The organism is Trichococcus collinsii (assembly GCF_900107505.1).
GTDB lineage: Bacteria > Bacillota > Bacilli > Lactobacillales > Aerococcaceae > Trichococcus > Trichococcus collinsii.
In genome coordinates this window covers 273,377-293,036 of record NZ_FNQH01000004.1, presented here as the reverse complement: position 1 = coordinate 293,036, position 19,660 = coordinate 273,377, and the positions used below count along the sequence as shown (strand labels likewise).

The window sequence follows — 19,660 nt, the reverse complement described above, 5'->3', positions numbered from 1 at the left end:
TCGAACACAGAAGTTAAGCTTCTTAGCGCCGATTGTAGTGAAGGGTTTCCCTTTGTGAGAGTAGGACATTGCCGCGCATGTTTTTATATAAATAATCAGAAGGCTGTCGATGCAAATTGTCGATAGCCTTTTTTGATTTGTTATCGGTATTGCGCCTTGTCAAATGAGTCGATTTATTGTATAAAATCGAGGAACCATGCTAAACTATATTTGAGGATAGTTGTCAGAAGGCGAGGGAAATAGAGTATGGAAGATTTTGTTAAGACCAAAAATGGCTTCGCTTTGAATGATGAAAACGAATGTATGATAGCTGAAATTACTTACGCACCTTATGGAGAAGATAAGGTCATCGCCAATCATACTTATGTCGATTCCTCATTGAGAGGGCAAGGTGTTGCCGAGATGTTACTGGACCGTCTTGTCGAAGAAATGCGTGCTGAAGGTAAAAAGATTGTTCCGCGCTGCTCCTATGTTGTGGCGATGTTCGATCGTAAACGCGAAAAGTATGCCGATATCAAGGCAGAAATATAAAATTGTTCTCTCTTATTTTAATATAGATGAGAGTAGTGGGTCGGAATTAGGGGAAGTAGTTCCGGCCCGCTATTTTTTTGTCGCCGAGAAATTCCGCAAGATAGTGTACCTGTTTCGGGTGGCGTTCAGCAGTGATCGGTTTTACCTATTGACAAGATTAAGAAATGATGATAATTTAATTATATTAATGCAAGTCTTATCTGATAATAGAATGGGCAGCGATAAGAAGAGTAACTTTGGGAAGTACATAAAGAGAGCTCCTGATTTGGTGAAAGGGGGTGTATCGGAACAGAGTGAACATGGTCTTGGAGCCTTTAATCGGGTGAATAATCAGCTCGATTACGTACGCAGGCGATATTCTGCAGAGTATAAAAGGGATATGCGATCACGCAATCACTTTATGTACTTTTTGAGGTAAGGATTGTGAAGTCCTTATAAAAATGGGTGGTAACGCGAAGCTTTCGTCCCATGGTCGCAAGACTATGGTGAGGAGAGCTTTTTTGTGCATGGTGAGCTGTTGAATGAACCGGTTAATCAAAAAGGAGTGGAAAATATGCCGATCAAAGTATCGAAGGATTTGCCCGCCATCAAAGAGTTGGCCAAAGAGAATATCTTTGTCATGGACGAGCTTAGGGCCGTCACGCAGGATATCCGTCCGTTAAAAATCATTATTGTGAATTTGATGCCTACAAAACAAGCCACGGAAACGCAGTTCATCCGTTTGCTTTCGAATACCTCCTTGCAGGTGGAAGTGACCTTATTGAGGATGGAAAGCTATGATTCCAAGCATGTTTCGGAAGAATACTTGGACTATTTCTACAAGACTTTTTCGGATATCAAGGATCAATACTTTGATGGCATGATCATTACGGGTGCACCTGTGGAAAATCTTGCCTTTGAAGAGGTGGAGTACTGGCCGGAACTGGTGTCCATCATGGAATGGTCCGCCAGCCATGTTTTCTCAACGATGCATATCTGTTGGGGCGCCCAAGCAGGTCTTTATCATCACTACAATATCGGAAAGTACCCTCTGAAGGAAAAACTGTTTGGTGTGTTCAAGCACACGATCACAGACAGCAGAACAATGCTGCTTCGTGGGTTTGATGATGAGTTTTATATGCCACATTCCCGCCACACGGATGTGCGTAAAGAGGATATAGAAGCCTGCAGTGAGCTTGAAATCCTGGCGACATCCGAAGAGGCAGGGGTCAGCATTGTCCGCAGCAGGGATAACCGTTTCGTTTTTGTGACGGGTCATGCTGAGTATGATTTTGACACGCTCGATAAAGAATACAAGCGTGACGTTGCTTTGGATCGGCCCATCAATATCCCAATCAACTATTACCCTAATGACGATCCGGGTAAGCGCCCGGTGGTACGTTGGCGCGGTCATGCCAATATCCTTTTTGTGAATTGGCTGAATTACTTTGTTTATCAAGAAACGCCATATGATCTCCAGCGTATCCATGAGTTAAGGAATAAGGCTGCTAAAGATTAAAAATTTTTGATGGAAGCTGTTGTTGTCGTGCTGACCTCTGCAAAGGGATTTCTATAGGTATGCCGAACGGACAATTTCATTTTGAAGAAATTGTCCTCTTTACAAATCGACAAAATTTATTTATAATTTGTTGTGTTGTGGTTCACTTGTTGAGTGACCCCATCGCAAGGCCGGCTTAGCTCAGTTGGTAGAGCATCGCACTCGTAACGCGGAGGTCACAGGTTCAAATCCTGCAGCCGGCATAATCGTTTTTTTTGTAGATATATCAAGTCTTTCGGGATGCTTGATATGTCTTCTTTTTTTTTGGAGATTTTTACCCAGAAGGGATCTTATGTTTTTTGAAAAAGAGCGTGCAAAGCCATTGCAGTGAAATGGCTTTTTGATGATCAAAATTGAACAGCTCCCACCTGGGCGCGGATGCATAGGTGGGAGCTGTTCAATTTTTAGGCTTATTCCTCTTGGCGAAGAGTGACAGAAGCGACAGCACCAAAATAGGCAAGGAATTAAAAAGCATACCTATTTTGATCATTTTCCTGACCGGGGTGGCTGAATAGTCAGGCATATTTTCTAAATCCAGCTGCTTCACTTGTTCGACCATATCAGCTTCACTTTTGGGTTTACTGGAGTATCCAGGGCTGTCCGACCAATAATGCTGCGCGTACGGAAAATACACCACTTCATCCGGGGTGCTGTGGAACAATCATTGGTACCATGTGTTTGACTGATTCTTACCTGTTCGGGAGGAAGGCTACATCCTTTTTCGACTTCCTTGGGGTAAAATTTTAGAGAAAAGACTTCTCCCGAATTCTGAGAAATATCCTTCCCGTAACCTACAGATAAATTCCCTTCCACCACAGTTGCGGATTCAATTTTTTGGACTCGAAAGGAGCAGTGTTGCAATCGAGTGCCAGCGCCCGGTTTTCCCAATTTTTTTGATGAAATCGTAATTGCTCATTGCTACCACCTCGGTTATTCTTAGATTTTTTCAGGAAACATTGCTGCGACGGTAGGCCACGGATCGAGTCACGCGCATGACGTTTTCTTCACCCGGGAAATGGACAGGGTTGAGTGGTGACTGTCTGTACATTTCAAGCACATCCAGGACATCGATCGACAATTCGCGGATATCGATCAGGCCATACATGCGCGGCGGCAAGATGTAGATGGGTTTGTCGGGATTGGCGTTTTTAACCATCTTTTTGACGTCATAGGTCAGGTGCGGGCAGCAAACGACGATATCGAAACGGTCCATTTTTTCTTTGGCGATCATGAACGGGGAGAATTCGATCTCAAATTTGTCTTCCAACTGGTATTGCTGGATGTCTTTTGTTACTTTAGCCGCCAGCGTGCTGGATGAAAATCCGCCGCCACAGCATAACAGGATATGGATCATATGCTTTCCTCCATTTTTTTTTGATAGTTTCATCATAACACTCAATGGAAGCGCTTGAAATATCTTTTTGTTTGGATAAGGGAGGCATAGGATTGTTCCTTCGGTCGAATAGTTTCCGGATCAGCGAAGAAATCATTCGTCAATGCCACGATGGGTCCGACCAGTCCGATCAAAGCAATCAGGTTCGGGATGGCCATCAGCCCGTTGAACAGATCGGAAATCTCCCAGACGACATCCAGTGTAGCGACTGCTCCGTAGACGAGTGAACCGATGTAAAAGAACCGATAGACAAGGATGGCTTTTTCACCGGCGATGTATTCGATCGCTTTTTCGGAATAATAGTACCAGGCGATAATGGTCGCGAAGGCGAACAGGACAATACCGATGGAAACGATGTATTCCCCGCCCGGAATGATAGCGCTGAATGCCCGATTGGACATTTCTACGCCATCGATCGAGGCGTCCTTCCAGGTTCCGCTGATGATGATCACTAAAGCGGTGATGGTGCACATGATGATCGTATCGAAGAAGACTTCGAAAGCCCCCCAACAGCCTTGGCGTGCCGGATGGTCGGTGTTGGCAGTGGAATGGGCAATCGGAGCGCTGCCGAGGCCCGCTTCATTCGTGAACACTCCTCGTGCGACACCGATTCGGGCGGCATACATCAGCGAGGCTCCCGTAAAACCGCCGATAGCAGCAGTGCCGGTGAAGGCGTCCGTGAAAATGGTGGCGAGAGCAGAGGGAATCTGGCTGCGCTGCACAATCAGGATGAAAATGGCTGCGCCTGTATAGATAAGCGCCATGATGGGAACCAATTTTTCCGCTACGCGTGCGATTCGCTTGATGCCACCCACCACAACCAACGCCACAAAGAGAGCCAAGAGCAGACCACTTGCCAAGGCAGGTATGGAAACGGCATCCTTCAAACTGCCGGCTACGGCATTCGCCTGGACGATGTTGCCGCCACCGATCGAGGAAAAGGCCGTCAACAGGCAGAAAAGATAGGCCAGCTTGGGAAAGCCTAAGCCTTTGCTGATGTAATACATGGGGCCGCCCACATATTCGCCCTTTGCATTCTTTTCGCGGTAGGCGAGCGCAAGAGTGGTTTCCGCATATTTAGTGACCATACCGAGGACAGCGGAAGTCCACATCCAAAAGATGGCACCTGGGCCACCGACACTGATGGCGACAGCCACACCGACGATATTGCCGGTCCCGACCGTTCCGGCCAGAGCCGTGCAGACTGCCTGGAAAGGGGTGATCGTGCCGGCTTCGATTTCCTTCGGCTTCCGGAAAACAGTCTTCAGCGTGTTGGCCATCACTGTTCCGAAGCGGGTGAAAATGACAGCTTTGGTTTTGAATGTCAGATATACCCCTGTCCCCAGCATCAGGACCAACATGGGGATCCCCCAGATGATCGTATCGTTGAGCCATTTTACGATTTCCATTATGATTTCCTCCTTTGTCGGAGTACCAGCAGGAACAACAAGTCACTTCAGCGTAAGGGGGGGAGATTGCTCATCTGCCTTTGTTTTTGTGCCCGTACAAACTGTTGACGGTGAGAGAGGTGCCTACCAAGCCTAAAATAATGATATAGCCAGCGATGAAACCGGCCGAGATATACCCGCTGAGCGTCAATGCAAAGGCGGCCAACAGGTCAGCACCCTGGTAAGAAAGGGAGCTGAAAGCCAGATAGGAAGCTTGCTTATCTTCAGGAACAAGATCAACTTTGCGGGCGTTGATGTTCGGGGAGGAAGCCAACTCGCCGATCGTAGCCAAAACCATCAGCGGAATCAGGATATAGATATTGTTCATGACGGCAATCAATCCATAGCTGACGATATAGATCAAAAGACCGTAGAGGATGGTCGCCTTTTCGGATCGCTTTTCGGTGAAGCGCGAGACGAGGAAGGTGAATCCGACGACAAGGAGTGTATTGAGGACCTGCAGCAGGCTGAGCATCCTGACGCCGTCGATCGGAACCGCGAAGAGAGTCAGCGTTGCGAACTCTTTCGAAAGCCGGACGGCGGTATAGGTCTTCAGCGAAAACTCGGCCGTGTTGAACAGCGCCATGCCCAGGATCAAGAAGAGCCAACGGGTGTCCTTCGCGGCGATGCTGTAGTTCGAAAATAGGTCCTTCAGCCTGTTGTTATGCTGTTTCTGCGCGGTGGCATTCGTGTAGTCCAACTGGCTCCGAAACAACAGGGCCATCGCCAGTTGGGCTATCCCAGCTACTAGGAACAGTTGGAACAGGAAGTGCCGGAACAAGAATCCGCCGAGTGAAAATCCCAGCGCCATGGACAAGTTGAAGGTCCAATATTGCCATTGGTAGGCCTGCTTGCGATTTTCGATGGTGGTACAATCCATCAATACAGCATCGTACGCAGGCGAATAAAGATTGAAGGAAATACCGCAGACGAGGTAACCGAGAATCAACCAGCCATCTGCCGAAAGCAAGCCTAAAAATCTAAGGGCAATCAAAAGCAACGATCCGCCATACAAGGTTTGGAAAAGATACAGAATTTTCTTTCTTTGAAAATTATCGGCAAGGTAACCACCGATGATGCCTGCCAAAAAGCAGACGACCACATTTGTCATAACGAGCAAGCCGGTCAGTTGCGGATTGAAGATGCCGGCGAGATAGATGACCAGAAAAGGGATCGTGCAGGAATAGATCAAACTGTTTATGAAAGAACTGGCCAAAGTCGATCGGATGTTCTTTGAGAATGTTGTTGCCATAAATCACCTATCTTATTAAAGTTTCTATACATTGAAAGTATCATAGCTGCTGATATTTTTCCAGCCCGAACCGCCTATCCGCGCAAGACAGCTTTACTTTTTCTCCTGAAAAAATCTTAACTTTCTTTTTATGGACAAAACGCAGGGAAGTGTTTATAATCGGGGAAGAAAATCCGACTTTAGTCAGAGGCATGCACAGGGCGAATGCGTTATACTGAGGACACAGAAAAGGAAGCGTCGTCAATTGATTCGATTCACTGAATTGATAAGGTAAATTCACAGGAAATTAATTTTTGTAAGGTATAATCAGAAATAAGACAGCACCAAAAAGTGATAAGAGGTGAAAAAGTGGAATTGGAAAACACCACCCATCAAGGGATTGCATTGAACCGTAAGATCGTTCAGATTTCGACAGTAGTGGGAACAGTCGCGACACTTATCTTAGGCATTTGGATCTATCGGACAGGCTTTTTCGAAGCTGAGGGCAGTTTGAAAGCATTGTTGCATGGAATGGGGATATATGCGCCCGTCATTTTCTTGTTGATTCAAATTGTCCAGGTCGTCTATCCAATCATTCCGGGCGGAGTAACGGTCGTAGTGGCTCCTCTGGTGTTCGGTCCGTTGTGGGGCTTCATATACAGCTTCATCGGCGTGTTGATCGGTTCAATCATTAATTTCATCTTGGCCCGCAAATATGGGAAAACATTCGTAAGAGCCTTTGTTTCGGAAGAAACCTACAGAAAATATTATGGTTGGTTGATAAAAGGGAATCGTTTCGAATGGTTGATGGCCTCAGCTTTTGCGCTACCCGGCTTCCCGGATGATTTCCTCTGCATGGTTGCCGGTCTGACGAAAATGTCAATGAAGCGTTTCCTGGTCATATTCCTCTTGTTCAAGCCGATTACGCTGTATTTCTATGGCATCGGCGGGGCATCAATTGTGACATGGGTATTCCTGAATATGCCGACCCTCATCAAAGGGTGGCTTGCTATCCAACCGGTATTGCAGTGAAATCCAAAAAAAAAACGATGAGCCACAGAGGCTCATCGTTTTTTTTACGCTCATTTTCTGCGGACCTTCATCAGGGCAGTCGCAATGAATGGGGCGATTAAGCCGGCTGCGACGGCTTCGCCGATTCCGTTGGTTGCAACGATGCCAGCCAGCACTTTCAACAGGTTGGATGGATCCACATTCAGGGCTGTGGCGTATTCATTGCCATAGAAAAGGGCGATGAATCCTAGTACAAGCAGCGTATTAGTCAAGGATCCCAAAACAGCCGCGATTACCATCCCGCGTTTTTCCTGTTTGCGTTTCAGGAAAGCATGGAAAACAAGTCCGGCCACAAGCCCAACCATCACACGCGGAACGACTGCGATGATTGGGTTGGTCCAGAGCAACAGATCTAACGGTGAAGCCGGCAGCGTATAGGCTTTGACCATGCGCGCCAAACCCCAGACAAGCCCGATCAGCATGCCATCCTTCGTGCTCAGAACGAAAGCGGCCACGATGACCGTGATATGGATAATGGTCGGATTCAATGGCGGAATGGGAATGTTGCCCAGGAAGGGAACGAATGTCTGGATAATGATGAACGCAGACAGAATGCCCAGAATGGCGATGCGGTACGTTTTATTTTTTTGTGTATTCATGAAGGCTCAACCTCTTTTTATATATGCATTTCGGCAAGCACCGATATATAGGTATTCTACCAAATTGTTCCGAAAAAAAATAGCGGCAGCAGAAGTCCATTTATTATGATACGCAATTATTTTATTTTACAGAGAAAAAGGGTAAAATAGCAGTATAGAGCCAGAAAGGAAGCCGCCATGAAGAAAATTTTTATAGGTTTGATACGTGGTTACCAGAAAGTGATATCTCCACTATTCCCGCCGAGTTGCCGATACTATCCGACCTGCTCGAACTATTCGGTCCAAGCCATCCAAAAGCATGGTGCAATCAAGGGCAGCATAATGGGCATCTCACGCATTCTCAGATGTCATCCTTTTGTCAAAGGCGGCTACGATCCGGTGCCTGAACAATTCAGCATCCGCCGCAACAAAGAAGAAGAACACAGCCACTCAGAGCATGAACATTTCCACGAGCACTAAGATTTTTTGAATTTTCCCATTTCAACAATCAAAGGAGAGATTAAAATGGATGAATTAAAGAAGATTTTCTTAGCAGGTGTCGGCATAACTTCCACTTCGATCGAGAAGGCTGAAAAGTTGATTAATGAGATGGTCGAAAAAGGACGCGTTACGGTCCAAGAAGGAAAAGAACTGCAGACGGAGTTGACCCGGAAAGCTTCTACCATCGTACCAGCAACGAAAGCGGAGCTTGATAATCTGCCGTTCGCAAAAAAAGAGGACGTGGAGGCGCTGGAAGCCAAGATGGATGCCATCAACGCTAAACTAGATCAATTGTTGAGCAAATAAGCGATCGCAAAAGATGAAGGAGGAATCAGGATGGCAAGAGACGAACGGTTGCATGAAATAGTCCGGATCCTGTCTTCCTACGGGCTTCAATTCCTTTACCACAACCAGGTGAAGCCGAGCCGAAAAGATCAAGATCCGGAGAACCTTCGTCTTGCTTTCGAGAAACTCGGGCCAAGCTTCATCAAAATCGGCCAGATCCTTTCCACGCGCATTGATATTCTCCCGCAGGCCTTCGTTGAAGAGTTGGCGCATCTGCAGGACAAAGCGCCAGAATTTCCGTTTGCGGAAGTCGAACGCATCTTTATAGAAGAAACCAAACTTTCATTGGGCGAAGCCTTCCTATCCATCGATGAAAAACCGCTCGCCAGCGCCTCGATTGCACAGGTCCATCGGGCGGTTCTCCGCACAGGGGAGGAAGTGGTCGTGAAAGTGCAACGTCCGATCATCGACGAGCTCTTGATCCGGGATCTGGATATCCTGATACGGCTCAGCGGGAAGATCCCGAAGGAACTGGTTGAGGTGGTCGATCCCAAAGAAGCGTTGGAGCAAGTGAAGGCGAACACCTTGATCGAACTGGATTTCCGCAACGAAGCACAGCTCTTGCAACGTTTCCGGGACCTCAATGCCAGCATAGCCTGCATCGGCGTCCCGAAAATCTATTCCGGGCTTACGACACGCAGGGTATTGGTGGAAGAGTATATCGAAGGGACCAAAATCACCAACCGCGAACAGTTGGACTTGCTTGGCTATGATTCGGATGACATCAGTCGCAAATTGATGCTGGCTTATCTAAAACAAGTATTCCACGACGGCTTTTTCCACGGGGATCCCCATCCCGGAAACTTGATCATCAAAGAAGGCAAAATCTATTTCATCGATTTCGGCATCATGGGGGACCTGTCGGAGACCACGAAAAAATCGCTGAACGATATTCTCCAGGGATTGGCCTCTAAAGATCTGGATCGCATGGTAAAAGTCTGTCTGGAATTGGGGACGCCGAAAGGACGGGTCGATAAACGCAATCTCTATGCCGACGTTGAGATGCTGTTCGATATGTATCTTTCGAACAATATGCTGAACGTGAACCTTGGGACGTTCATCACCGATTTCATCAGAATGTTCAAACGGCATAACATCGCCATTCCGAGCGACCTGACGATCCTCGCGAAGTCTTTGTCGATACTCGAAGGCGTTTTTCTGGAAATTTCTCCTGAATTGAACCTGATTTCGATCGCGAAGGACTATCTGAAGGAAAGTTTTACGCTTACGACGCTGATGCAGAAATTTTCTGCGGAAAAGTTGGCTTTGCGGGGCTATGCATTCATCAAGGACAGCAGCGAGATCCCTAGCAGTCTTTTGTCTCTGCTGAAGCAAACGGCAAGCGGCAGGACCATGTTGCGGATTGATGTCGATCAGCTGGATGATAAGTGGAAGGACGTCAAAAAAATGTCCAACCGCGTCGTCATCTCCTTGATTGTTGCCGGGTTGTTGCTGTCATCCGCTATTATGTCCGGTACGCCGGGAGGACAATTCTTGGGGCAAGCGGGTTTTGTGATTGCCGGCTTGTTCAGCATCTGGTTGCTGATTTCCATTTTCCGGTCCGGGAACCTATAAGTGTAGAAGTTTGTACTTTTTCAGAGTTGTCACCTCATTAAAAACTTTTAAAAATTGAATTTGACCTCTTGAAAATCGATTGCCGCTGGTATATTATATATTGGTCAGCTTTTTAAGGAAAGCTAACGGAGGGATAGCGAAGTGGCTAAACGCGGCGGACTGTAAATCCGCTCTTTCGGGTTCGGCAGTTCGAATCTGCCTCCCTCCACCATTGGGCTATCGCCAAGCGGTAAGGCAACAGACTTTGACTCTGTCATTCGTTGGTTCGAATCCAGCTAGCCCAGTCATGCGAGCTTAGGAAGCTCATTGGAAACGAACGGTTTCTTTAAAAAGATGTTCCTGAAATCATTTTTGATGATTTTGGGGCATCTTTTTTGTATTCTGCGGTGTTGATTCCTACATGTCGCGATAGAAAAGTTCATAATTTAGTAAAAAGTTTAAACAAAAAAACATGATATGATGGATAAGGCGTATGTTCCAAAAAAAATAGACAATTATCGAAGAGAAAGTAGGGGAAATACAATGGCTAAATGCACAGATTGCAACGTTGGTTTAATTGAAGGCTTAGGTTTGTATTCGCAAGGGGTTTATCTTGTTGAGTTGGCGAAGGAAAAAACATTGAACGGACACACAAAAGCGGCATTGGAAGCGGCAGTTTGCCCACAATGCGGTAAAGTATCGTTCTACTTGCCTGAAGAGCAATTAATGAAACTGGTCGATTGATTCTTATGAATAGAAAAAACGAGCCCGGGATTAATTTCCCTGGGCTCGTTTTACTTTTCCTAATTAATGTTCATTTGGGTCGTTTCTAGCATCTTCATGGGTTGGGTGGACGGTTCCGGGAACATGGTCAGGGCCTGCATAGATTGTATACAGCTTGAGTGGTTTGTCCCCTGTGTTGATGATGTTGTGCCATTTGTCGGCAGGGACAAAGACTGCATCATCGTCGGAGACTTTCTGTTCGAAATACAGATCGTCCTCGGAGTCGCCCATCACGCACATACCATCGCCTTTTTCGATGCGGATGAATTGGTCGACGCCATGGTGGACTTCCAATCCGATATCATCGTTCGGTTGGATCGTCATCACAGTCACCTGTAATTTTTCGCCGGTCCAGATCGTTGTGCGGTAATTTTCGTTTTGCAGGGTTGCGTCCTCGATGTTCACTACGTAAGGTTTCTTGCCGTGATCTTTAAAATCGATACTCATTTGAATTCCTCCCAATTTAAATTAATTATCTTATTGTAATAAATATAAACTAAGTGTAGCAAAGTGAGCCAAATTTGCAAACGATATGCTTCAGTTGGGAACGCTAGCCCATCTGCCTCCATTGTAACGCTACTGAAGCGCTTTCTCAAGGGAACAGTACCATGAGCTCGGATTATTTGTGATATAATTGACGATATAACTTTGAACGTGGAGGTGCGCATGTGTCAATCAATTGGGGAGAAGTGATCACCTGGAGCAATGCCTTTGATATAGTGGATATCCTTTTGGTATGGTATCTGGTCTACAAGTTGATCATGATTTTAAAAGGTACGCGTTCCATTCAATTGCTGAAAGGGATCGGAATCATCGTGCTGATCAAACTGGCTGCGGTCACGCTTCAGTTGCAGACCATAGATTGGATCATGAACCGTGTTATCCAATGGGGTGTCGTAGCGGTCATTATTGTGTTCCAGCCGGAAATCAGAAGAGGTTTGGAGCATCTGGGCAAGACAGGATTCAGAAAGAAAGCCAAACGCTCGGTCAATATGAGCGAACGCTTGGTGACGGAGTTGGATAAGGCTGTCCAATACATGGCAAAGCGAAAAATCGGAGCATTGATATCCATCGAGCAGCAAGGTTTGCTGGATGAGTACGCTGCAACGGGGATAAGGATCGGCGGAGAGGTAACTAACCAGCTGTTGATCAATATTTTCATCCCCAACACGCCTTTGCATGATGGAGCAGTCATCATCCAAGATTACAAAATCGCGACGGCTGCCAGTTATTTGCCACTATCAGAAAGTTCCTTCATCCCGAAGGAGTTGGGAACAAGGCATCGTGCTGCAATCGGACTCTGTGAAGTCAGTGATGCCATCACAATTATCGTTTCGGAAGAAACCGGGGGTGTCAGCATTGCTCATAAGACGAGCCTTTTGCGGGAAATGAACCGTGAGGATTTTGTCGCCTACCTGACGGACCAGTTGGTCGTGGGGGAAGAGGAAGAAAAGACTACCAATTTCATTCAGGATTTCTTTGACAATACGAAATGGGGTGGTTCTGAATGAAAAAGCAGAACGAAGATAATTTTTTGGAAAACAAGTGGGTTGTCAGAGGACTCTCTTTCGTGATTTCCTTGTTGCTGTTCGCCTATGTCTACTCAGAGAACTATGGTTGGTCCACGAGTACCAGCAACAGTTCGATCAGCACCAGCAAGCGGGAAACCATTTCGAATGTCCCGATCCAAGTGAACATCGATACGGACGAATATTTCATTTCAGGATTGCCGGAAACGGTGGTGTTGACCATGACCGGTCCGGAGAGCCTACTCGTGCAGACGATTTCCGCTGCGGATTACCGCATTGTCACTGAAGACTTGGACGAACTGGGACCGGGCAACCATACGATCCAGTTGACGGCCGAAAATCTTTCGAATGAAATCGATTATTCGATTACGCCATCGCGTGTGAATGTAGTCATTGAAGAGCGAGTTGCCATCGAGAGCCCAGTGGAAGTCCGATTTGACGAATCATTGGTCGATCCGCAATATATAGCAGGCGTTCCAGAACTGAGTGTGGATACCGTGACGTTGACCGGACCCGCTTCTACCATAAAGCGCGTGGATAGTGTTTACGTGACGGTTGCGGCTGAAAATGGCTTGACAAATACTGTGAATATGAATACTGTAATACAAGTAGTGGATGCAGGTGGGAATAAGTTGAATGTTTCCGTCGATCCGCAAGAGATTTCCGTCAAGATTCCGATCTCTCTATACGGAAAAGAAGTGCCGTTGGTCATCCAACAAATCGGTGTTCCGCTTGAAGGCAAAATCTTTACGATTGAAATGGATGGGCCATCCAGTGTGACCTTGACAGGCGATAAGTCTGTGCTTGACGAGATTGATGAAGTGATTCTGCCTGTCAGTGTCACGGGTGTAGAAAGCAACACCACCCAAACGCTCACAATTCCGGTCCCGAATGACACTTTGACGGCTACGCCGACCACAATCAAGGTAAATATCCGCGTCTCTGATGCTGCATCTGCTGCAGCCGATTCGGAGTCTTCCGCTGATGAAAAGGCGTCCTCCTCCTCATCAGACGAAAGTAGCGCTATCGCATCTTCGGCCTCGGATAGTCAGGACAGCGAAAAGGGTCAATCAGAGAGCAGCTCATAAAATTAAAAATCAAACAAATCCATGCAAAGAAAATAAATGAAAAATCTAAAGGAGATTACAGGTAATGGGTAAATATTTTGGAACAGACGGTGTCAGAGGCGTTGCGAACAGCGAATTGACGCCGGAATTAGCTTTCAAATTAGGCCGTTTTGGAGGATATGTCCTAAGACAGCATGCTAAAGATATCGCACACCCGCTTGTGTTGGTTGCGCGTGATACGAGAATTTCTGGTCAATTGTTGGAATATGCATTGGTTTCCGGCTTATTGTCAGTCGGTATCGAAGTATTGCAATTGGGAGTCATCCCAACACCCGGCGTCGCTTATCTGACACGCATTCAAGGTGCCGTTGCTGGAGTCATGATTTCTGCATCCCACAATCCTGCAGGCGATAACGGCATCAAATTCTTCGGAGCTGACGGTTTCAAATTGTCGGATGAACAGGAATACGAAATCGAAGCCTATTTGGATCAAGAAGGGGACGATTTGCCGAGACCTTCCGCAGACGGCTTGGGTACGGTGGATGAATATCCTGAAGGCGTCCTGAAATATGCACAATATTTGCAGACGACCATCCCGGATGATCTTTCCGGTATCACAGTCTGCCTGGATGCGGCAAACGGCGCAGCATCAACGGTTGTCAATCGTTTATTCGCGGACTTGGAAACAGATTTCTATACAATGGGTGCAAATCCGGACGGCATCAATATCAACAAAGGTGTCGGTTCTACGCATCCGGATGTCCTAGGTAAATTTGTCGTTGAGAAAAAAGCGGATGTCGGCTTGGCATTCGATGGCGATGCCGATCGCTGTATCGCTGTGGATGAAAATGGGCGTATCATTGACGGCGACAGAATCATGTTCATTTGCGGTAAATATTTGAAAGAGCGTAATAAATTGAATCAAAACACAATCGTTTCGACGGTAATGAGCAATCTGGGCTTCCATTTAGCAGTGGAAGCGGAAGGCATGACTGCTTTGAAGACGCAAGTCGGCGACCGTTATGTTGTTGAAGAAATGCGCAAAAATGGCTATAATTTGGGCGGCGAGCAATCCGGACATGTTGTCTTCCTGGAAATGAACACGACCGGGGATGGTCTACTGACTGGGATTCAATTGTTGAACGTCATGAAACAAACCGGTAAAAAGCTTTCCGAATTGGCTGATGAAGTGACACTTTACCCACAAGAATTGGTGAACGTACGCGTTTCCGAAAAAGACGGTGTAATGGAGATTCCGGCTGTGAAAGCTGTCATCGAAGAAGTTGAAGCCGAAATGGCAGGTAAAGGCCGCATTTTGGTGCGTCCAAGCGGAACAGAACCGTTATTGCGTGTTATGGCGGAAGCTGAAACGGATGAAAAATGCCACGACTACGTTATGCGCATCGTAAATGTCGTAAAAGCCGAAATCGGCATCTAAGATACAGAACCAAACATTATAGGGTCGTGGAACACTGCAGTTGGGGTGCTCCACGGCTTTTTTGTTGTCAGTCGGCAGTGATTCCTGAACTTGACGGGGTGCCTGCATCCATCATCTAGGATAATGATTGCAAATGTACACAACCGCATGATTATATGTATAATGAGTTGGAAACATCCACGACAATGTAAGCGAAACCAATGCGGAACGGGTGTGGCCCAGAAAAAAGAAAGAGAGGTGTGATCATGAGAAGACCAAAAAGATCCTATGCGAAGGAAGCTACGTTTGACTTGCTGAAAATAAGACGGTTCGGCCATTATCTCAGCGGAATGATCATGCCGAACGTCAGCGTCTTCATCACTTGGGGGATCATAACGACGCTTATCCAGTATTTTCAGGGCCCGCTCCAACAATCATTTATTGAAATGGATCACCTCATGATTCAATTTCTGCTGCCGGTTCTGATTGCCTATACTGGGGGACGCTTGATCGAGAAACGGGCGGGGGTCGTGGCAGCCATCGCGGTGATCGGCATGCTCGTGGACTCAGAAGATCCGCAGATACTGGGAGCCATGGTGATAGGGCCGCTGACTGGCTGGAACGTTTTTCTCTTCGATAAGTATATTTTCCCGAGGGTCAAAGCAGGGTATGAAATGTTGGTCCGTAATTTTTCGGCAGGGATCATCGGCATGCTGCTGGGCTATTTGAGTTTGGTTTTTATAGGTCCGTTCATTGCGGGCATCACGCAGCAAATCAGTCTGTTGGTCGGCTGGTTGATCCAGCGCAATCTGCTTCTGCTGACGAACATTTTCATAGAGCCGCTGAAGGTCTTATTTTTGAACAATACGCTCAACCACGGCATTTTGACGCCTTTGGGTATTGAGCAGGCGGGGGATGCGGGAACGTCGCTACTGTTTCTGATCGAAACCAACCCCGGCCCGGGCCTAGGAGTTCTGTTGGCTTTCATTCTGTTCAGCCGGAAAGAACTGAAGGCCAGTGCCAGTGGGGCCTTTATGATCCATCTGATCGGCGGGATCCATGAGATTTACTTCCCGTTTGTTATGTTGAATACCAGGTTGTTTGCCGCAGTCATTTTGAGCGGGATGAGCGGTACGCTGGTTTTTGAGTTGTTTCAAGTGGGCTTGAAAGCACCGGCATCCCCTGGATCGATCGTGACGATTTTGGCAAATACGCCACAGGATATGTTGCTGGGGGTTGCCTGCGGCATTGGGGTAAGCACGCTGGTAAGTTTTTTACTGGCAGGCTTCGTGATCAGGAAAGACCAGACAAAAAAAGAAATTTCAGAAAAGGTGAAGAAAGTGACGGAAATTCAGAAAATCTTATTTGCTTGTGACGCGGGCATGGGCTCAAGTGCCATGGGGGCTAGCATTATGCGCCGGCAATTGAAAGAGAGCGGTGTGTCGATTCCCGTGGATTACACATCCATTTACCGCGTGCAGGACGATCCCCACCTGTTGCTGATTACCCAGAATGAGCTGAAGCATTTGGCCGAAATGCAGGCCCCAAACGCCCAAATCGTCACAATCGGGAATTTTTTGGATCGGACAGAGTACACGAAAGTTGTCGCGCTGCTGACTGATGAACAAGAAAATGAAATGATTCCGGAAGCGATTGGAGAAAAGCTGCCGTACCAGAAAGTCGTCTTCTTATATGCGGATGGTGTGCGTGGTTCGCAGACGATGGCCATGCAAGCATTCCGAAACTTAGCGGAAAAGCATAATGTGAGGGTAGACATCGAAAAGCAGCCATTGGAACAGCTGATTGCGGACCAAAGGAATCTGTACATCGTCACTGAGGCTTTTGCAGCTGAGAATGTCCTCCCGGAGTGTCCGCTGCTGGTCGTCGGGCATCTTATCGCTACGAATAAATACGAGAAACTATTAAGGGGAGATTTGTCAGATGTTTCTAACTCCTAGAGAGACCATCATTTTAAAAGAATTGCTGCATTCCGCCTCGCCGGTTACCGTGGAACGCTTGATGAGCCTGCTGAAAGTCAGCAAGCGTACGGTCTACCGCGAGTTGGCAAATCTCGAGCTTTCTTTGGAAGCCATCGGGGCAAAGCTTGAGAAAGAAAGCCGGGGCCGTTTCCGCTTGATTGCGGAGGGTGCCGCAAAAGCAAAAATCCTTTCCATTGTGTCTGAGGATGAACCTTCTGAATTATCCGCCACCGAACGCCAACATGCCATTTTGCTGCAGCTGTTGAACAGCGACGACCCGATCAGCATGCAGACGTTCCTGGATGAATACTTGATCAGCAACACCACGTTCTTTGCCGACATCAAACAGTTGGAGCTGCGTTTGGCGCGCTTGCCCTTGACGATCACGAGAAACCGCGGCTATGAACTTGCCGGCAGCGAAAAGTATCGCCGGCTCCTATTGGCCAATATTTTGGGAATCGAGATCAATGAGTACCACTTCTTCCACTTTTCGGAATTGGAGGATAAAGAAAGTTTCTTTCTGCAATTCGTCAACCAGGAGCAGCTGCTGTTTGCTCAAAAATTGGTGCGGGAAATCGTCGAACCCCGTTTTTCCGACTTGAGTGATCGGAAACTGGAATTTTTGATTTTGATGCTGACCATTTCCATGGATCGCGTGCCGCGAGGCTGCCAACTGGTGGAGGATTCCTATGCGGGACAAATCAATAAGGAACTTTTGGATTTGGCGAAGCAAATTTTTGCCAAAATCGCAGCGCACACGAAGCAATTGTACGCGGTCAGCGAAGTCGTCTTCTTCGCTAATCTGTTGGGCGATTTTTTCAGTGACTTGGACAACGATTTTTTTAACGAAAGCTTTGATACGCGTTTGGCTTATCAAGTGAAGCAATTGATCGAAAACGTCAGCCGCGATGCCGAAGTCAATTTCTTTGAAGACAGCAATCTGTACAAAATGCTCTTGACGCACCTTTCCGCGGCGTTGAGCCGCGCCATCCTGAACCAAGGAAGCCTCAACAATCCCATCCTGGAGCGGATCATGGGCCAATATTCGGAAGTTGCCGGTGCGATCCGCAATGCCTTGCCGAAAGTGTTCCCGCAACAGGAATTCTCAGAAGAGGAGATCGCCTATATGGTGCTGCATTTCGCCAATTCCCTGGAACGCAGCCCGAAAGTCATTGCGGTGGATATCGCCGGTATTTCCCCAAGCGGATTGGCTTCGACGCGGATGCTGGAAATGCGTTTGCGGAAACATTTTCCTTTCATCAATGAGATCGTCTTTTTCCGGATAGCCGACCTCGGAAAACTCAATCTGGAAGAAAAGTTTGATTTGACCATCTCCACTTCACTGTTGCCGGGATACAGCGGGAAATATCTGTTGGTTTCCCCGTTGCTTTTGGAGGACGAAATCAAGCAGCTCAAAGAGACTTTCCGCGCAATCGATCATACGAAGCGGCATGTTCAACCCGCGGCGAAGCCTAGCCTGCCGGAAAATGATGACTATCAGGAGGTCATGACGTTCATCGATGAAATCAACCAGTTGCTGAAGCACTTCTTCGTCAAGACGTTGGAAAACAGCGCCAGCATTTCTGAAACCGTCGCTTTGGCAGTGGGGAATATTTCAACTGAAATCGTTGCGGACCCGGCAAAAGTCCGGGATAAATTGATGAGCCGCTATCAGCAAGCGCCGATTGGGATACCAAATACCCATTTTGCTTTGTTCCACGCCTCCCACGCAGCTGTCCTAGAGCCTTGTTTTTGTGTCTTTGATCTGCAGACGCCACTGGAAATAGTCGGGATGGACAAAGAGATGATGAATTTAACGCGGATGCTGGTCATGCTGGCCCCCGATCCGATCGAAGAGAATGTCGCAAAGATGCTGGGGAAAATCAGTGGAGCGATCATCATGAACGATCTGGGGATGGAGATTTTCAATTCCGGCAATGAAGCGATCATCTACCAATTGCTGTCCGCCCTCCTGATCGAAGAAGTCAAAAAGTAAAGAAGTAATGCAGTAAGGGAGTGAAGAATCCGTATGATTACGATCAAAGATGAACATATTCTGCTGGATCAAACGTACAGCAACGCCGAAGCGGCGATTGTCGCTGCCGGGGAATTTCTGGTGGCGCAAGGCTTGGTATCTCCTCCTTACATCCAATCGATGCTGGCGCGCCACCTCAAAGTGAGTGTTTACGTCGGTAATTTTGTCGCTTTGCCTCACGGTGACAGTGACGGGAAGCCCTATATTGAAGAAGAAGGCATCTGTTTGATCCAAGTGCCGGACGGCGTCAATTTCGGCAGTGGACAGAAAGCGCAAATCGCGACTATCCTTTTTGTGGTGGCCCTGAAGGAAAAACAATTGGAAGCTTTGCAGGACATCGCTTTTTTCTGCTCGGATATCGAAAACGTGATGGCGTTGAGCGATGCCAAAGATCTGCGGGCGGTCCAAACCATTCTCCAAAACAGCTAATAGGCATAAATCGAATTAAATTCAAAAAGCAAGCAGCATCCCACCTGGTGGGAGGTTGCTTGCTTTTTTTGTTTTCGTGCGCCAGCTAACCGGAGGAGCGCGAAGGAATGAGGAATGAGGGCTCAGCTCCGATGAAGGATCTACTTCCTGGAGCACGCTGGTAATAATCCTACTTAACTCCGATGAAGCCGTGCTTATCGGAGGACACGAGCAGAATATGGGCCGAACTCCG

General features: G+C 47.3%; 18 protein-coding genes, 3 tRNA genes and 1 rRNA gene. 17 read left to right on the top strand and 5 right to left on the bottom strand.

Annotated elements, in window-relative coordinates; all coding sequences use genetic code 11:
• The 4 genes from rrf to BLV66_RS11490 all read left to right on the top strand — a co-directional run.
• Positions 1-77: ribosomal RNA gene (rrf, locus tag BLV66_RS15960) — 5S ribosomal RNA — on the top strand; the annotation flags it as partial.
• Positions 78-246: 169 nt separating this feature from the next.
• A complete protein-coding gene (locus tag BLV66_RS11505) occupies positions 247-531 on the top strand; it encodes a GNAT family N-acetyltransferase (RefSeq protein ID WP_086986298.1) in 285 nt (94 codons plus the stop codon).
• Between the two features lie 553 nt (positions 532-1,084).
• Positions 1,085-2,029 carry a homoserine O-acetyltransferase MetA gene (gene metA / locus BLV66_RS11495; protein WP_086986927.1) on the top strand — a complete coding sequence of 315 codons (945 nt, stop codon included), beginning with the start codon at positions 1,085-1,087 and terminating at the stop codon, positions 2,027-2,029.
• 169 nt (positions 2,030-2,198) lie between these two features.
• Positions 2,199-2,271 (top strand) — tRNA-Thr (locus tag BLV66_RS11490).
• A 743-nt stretch (positions 2,272-3,014) separates the two neighbouring features.
• Here BLV66_RS11490 and BLV66_RS11480 read toward each other — a convergent pair.
• The 3 genes from BLV66_RS11480 to BLV66_RS11470 all read right to left on the bottom strand — a co-directional run bounded on the left by BLV66_RS11480 (position 3,015) and on the right by BLV66_RS11470 (position 6,161).
• A complete protein-coding gene (locus BLV66_RS11480; protein ID WP_086986296.1) occupies positions 3,015-3,422 on the bottom strand; it encodes a PTS sugar transporter subunit IIB in 408 nt (135 codons plus the stop codon).
• Between the two features lie 41 nt (positions 3,423-3,463).
• The gene (locus tag BLV66_RS11475; protein ID WP_086986295.1) at positions 3,464-4,870 is read right to left on the bottom strand and encodes an alanine/glycine:cation symporter family protein; all 1,407 of its coding nucleotides are present in this window, start codon (positions 4,868-4,870) and stop codon (positions 3,464-3,466) included.
• 70 nt (positions 4,871-4,940) lie between these two features.
• Entirely contained in the window at positions 4,941-6,161 is a 1,221-nt protein-coding gene (locus BLV66_RS11470; RefSeq protein ID WP_086986294.1) for an MFS transporter, read from the bottom strand.
• 348 nt (positions 6,162-6,509) lie between these two features.
• Between BLV66_RS11470 and BLV66_RS11465 the strand changes: the two genes are divergently transcribed.
• Entirely contained in the window at positions 6,510-7,172 is a 663-nt protein-coding gene (locus BLV66_RS11465; RefSeq protein ID WP_245826688.1) for a TVP38/TMEM64 family protein, read from the top strand.
• Between the two features lie 50 nt (positions 7,173-7,222).
• On the opposite strand, the gene BLV66_RS11460 is transcribed toward BLV66_RS11465, so the two are convergent.
• Positions 7,223-7,810 (bottom strand): ECF transporter S component, encoded by a 588-nt coding sequence (locus BLV66_RS11460; protein WP_086986293.1) that lies wholly within the window; start codon positions 7,808-7,810, stop codon positions 7,223-7,225.
• A 177-nt stretch (positions 7,811-7,987) separates the two neighbouring features.
• Here BLV66_RS11460 and yidD point away from each other — a divergent pair, with 177 nt between their 5' ends.
• From yidD to BLV66_RS11430, 6 genes are all read left to right on the top strand, one after another.
• On the top strand, positions 7,988-8,269 hold the full coding sequence (gene yidD / locus BLV66_RS11455; protein WP_086986292.1) for a membrane protein insertion efficiency factor YidD: 282 nt from the start codon (positions 7,988-7,990) through the stop codon (positions 8,267-8,269).
• A 45-nt stretch (positions 8,270-8,314) separates the two neighbouring features.
• Positions 8,315-8,596 carry a phasin family protein gene (locus tag BLV66_RS11450; protein ID WP_086986291.1) on the top strand — a complete coding sequence of 94 codons (282 nt, stop codon included), beginning with the start codon at positions 8,315-8,317 and terminating at the stop codon, positions 8,594-8,596.
• A 30-nt stretch (positions 8,597-8,626) separates the two neighbouring features.
• Positions 8,627-10,210: an ABC1 kinase family protein gene (locus BLV66_RS11445; protein WP_086986290.1), complete on the top strand. Its 1,584-nt coding sequence runs from the start codon at positions 8,627-8,629 to the stop codon at positions 10,208-10,210.
• Positions 10,211-10,337: 127 nt separating this feature from the next.
• A tRNA-Tyr gene (locus tag BLV66_RS11440) sits at positions 10,338-10,421 on the top strand.
• 1 nt (position 10,422) lies between these two features.
• Positions 10,423-10,494: transfer RNA gene (locus tag BLV66_RS11435), tRNA-Gln, on the top strand.
• A gap of 238 nt (positions 10,495-10,732) precedes the next feature.
• Positions 10,733-10,933 (top strand): hypothetical protein, encoded by a 201-nt coding sequence (locus BLV66_RS11430; RefSeq protein ID WP_086986289.1) that lies wholly within the window; start codon positions 10,733-10,735, stop codon positions 10,931-10,933.
• Positions 10,934-10,996: 63 nt separating this feature from the next.
• Here BLV66_RS11430 and BLV66_RS11425 read toward each other — a convergent pair whose 3' ends face one another.
• Positions 10,997-11,419 carry a cupin domain-containing protein gene (locus BLV66_RS11425; protein WP_086986288.1) on the bottom strand — a complete coding sequence of 141 codons (423 nt, stop codon included), beginning with the start codon at positions 11,417-11,419 and terminating at the stop codon, positions 10,997-10,999.
• Between the two features lie 221 nt (positions 11,420-11,640).
• Between BLV66_RS11425 and cdaA the strand changes: the two genes are divergently transcribed.
• From cdaA to BLV66_RS11395, 6 genes are all read left to right on the top strand, one after another.
• Positions 11,641-12,483: a diadenylate cyclase CdaA gene (cdaA, locus tag BLV66_RS11420; protein ID WP_086986287.1), complete on the top strand. Its 843-nt coding sequence runs from the start codon at positions 11,641-11,643 to the stop codon at positions 12,481-12,483.
• The gene (locus BLV66_RS11415; protein WP_086986286.1) at positions 12,480-13,589 is read left to right on the top strand and encodes a CdaR family protein; all 1,110 of its coding nucleotides are present in this window, start codon (positions 12,480-12,482) and stop codon (positions 13,587-13,589) included. Before cdaA ends, BLV66_RS11415 begins: the two co-directional genes overlap by 4 nt.
• A 64-nt stretch (positions 13,590-13,653) precedes the next feature.
• A complete protein-coding gene (gene glmM, locus BLV66_RS11410) occupies positions 13,654-15,006 on the top strand; it encodes a phosphoglucosamine mutase (protein ID WP_086986285.1) in 1,353 nt (450 codons plus the stop codon).
• Between the two features lie 245 nt (positions 15,007-15,251).
• A complete protein-coding gene (locus BLV66_RS11405; RefSeq protein ID WP_176974247.1) occupies positions 15,252-16,943 on the top strand; it encodes a PTS transporter subunit EIIC in 1,692 nt (563 codons plus the stop codon).
• Positions 16,927-18,960 (top strand): BglG family transcription antiterminator, encoded by a 2,034-nt coding sequence (locus BLV66_RS11400; RefSeq protein ID WP_086986283.1) that lies wholly within the window; start codon positions 16,927-16,929, stop codon positions 18,958-18,960. Before BLV66_RS11405 ends, BLV66_RS11400 begins: the two co-directional genes overlap by 17 nt.
• Positions 18,961-18,993: 33 nt before the next feature.
• A complete protein-coding gene (locus BLV66_RS11395; protein WP_086986282.1) occupies positions 18,994-19,428 on the top strand; it encodes a PTS mannitol transporter subunit IIA in 435 nt (144 codons plus the stop codon).
• Positions 19,429-19,660 lie beyond the last annotated feature (232 nt).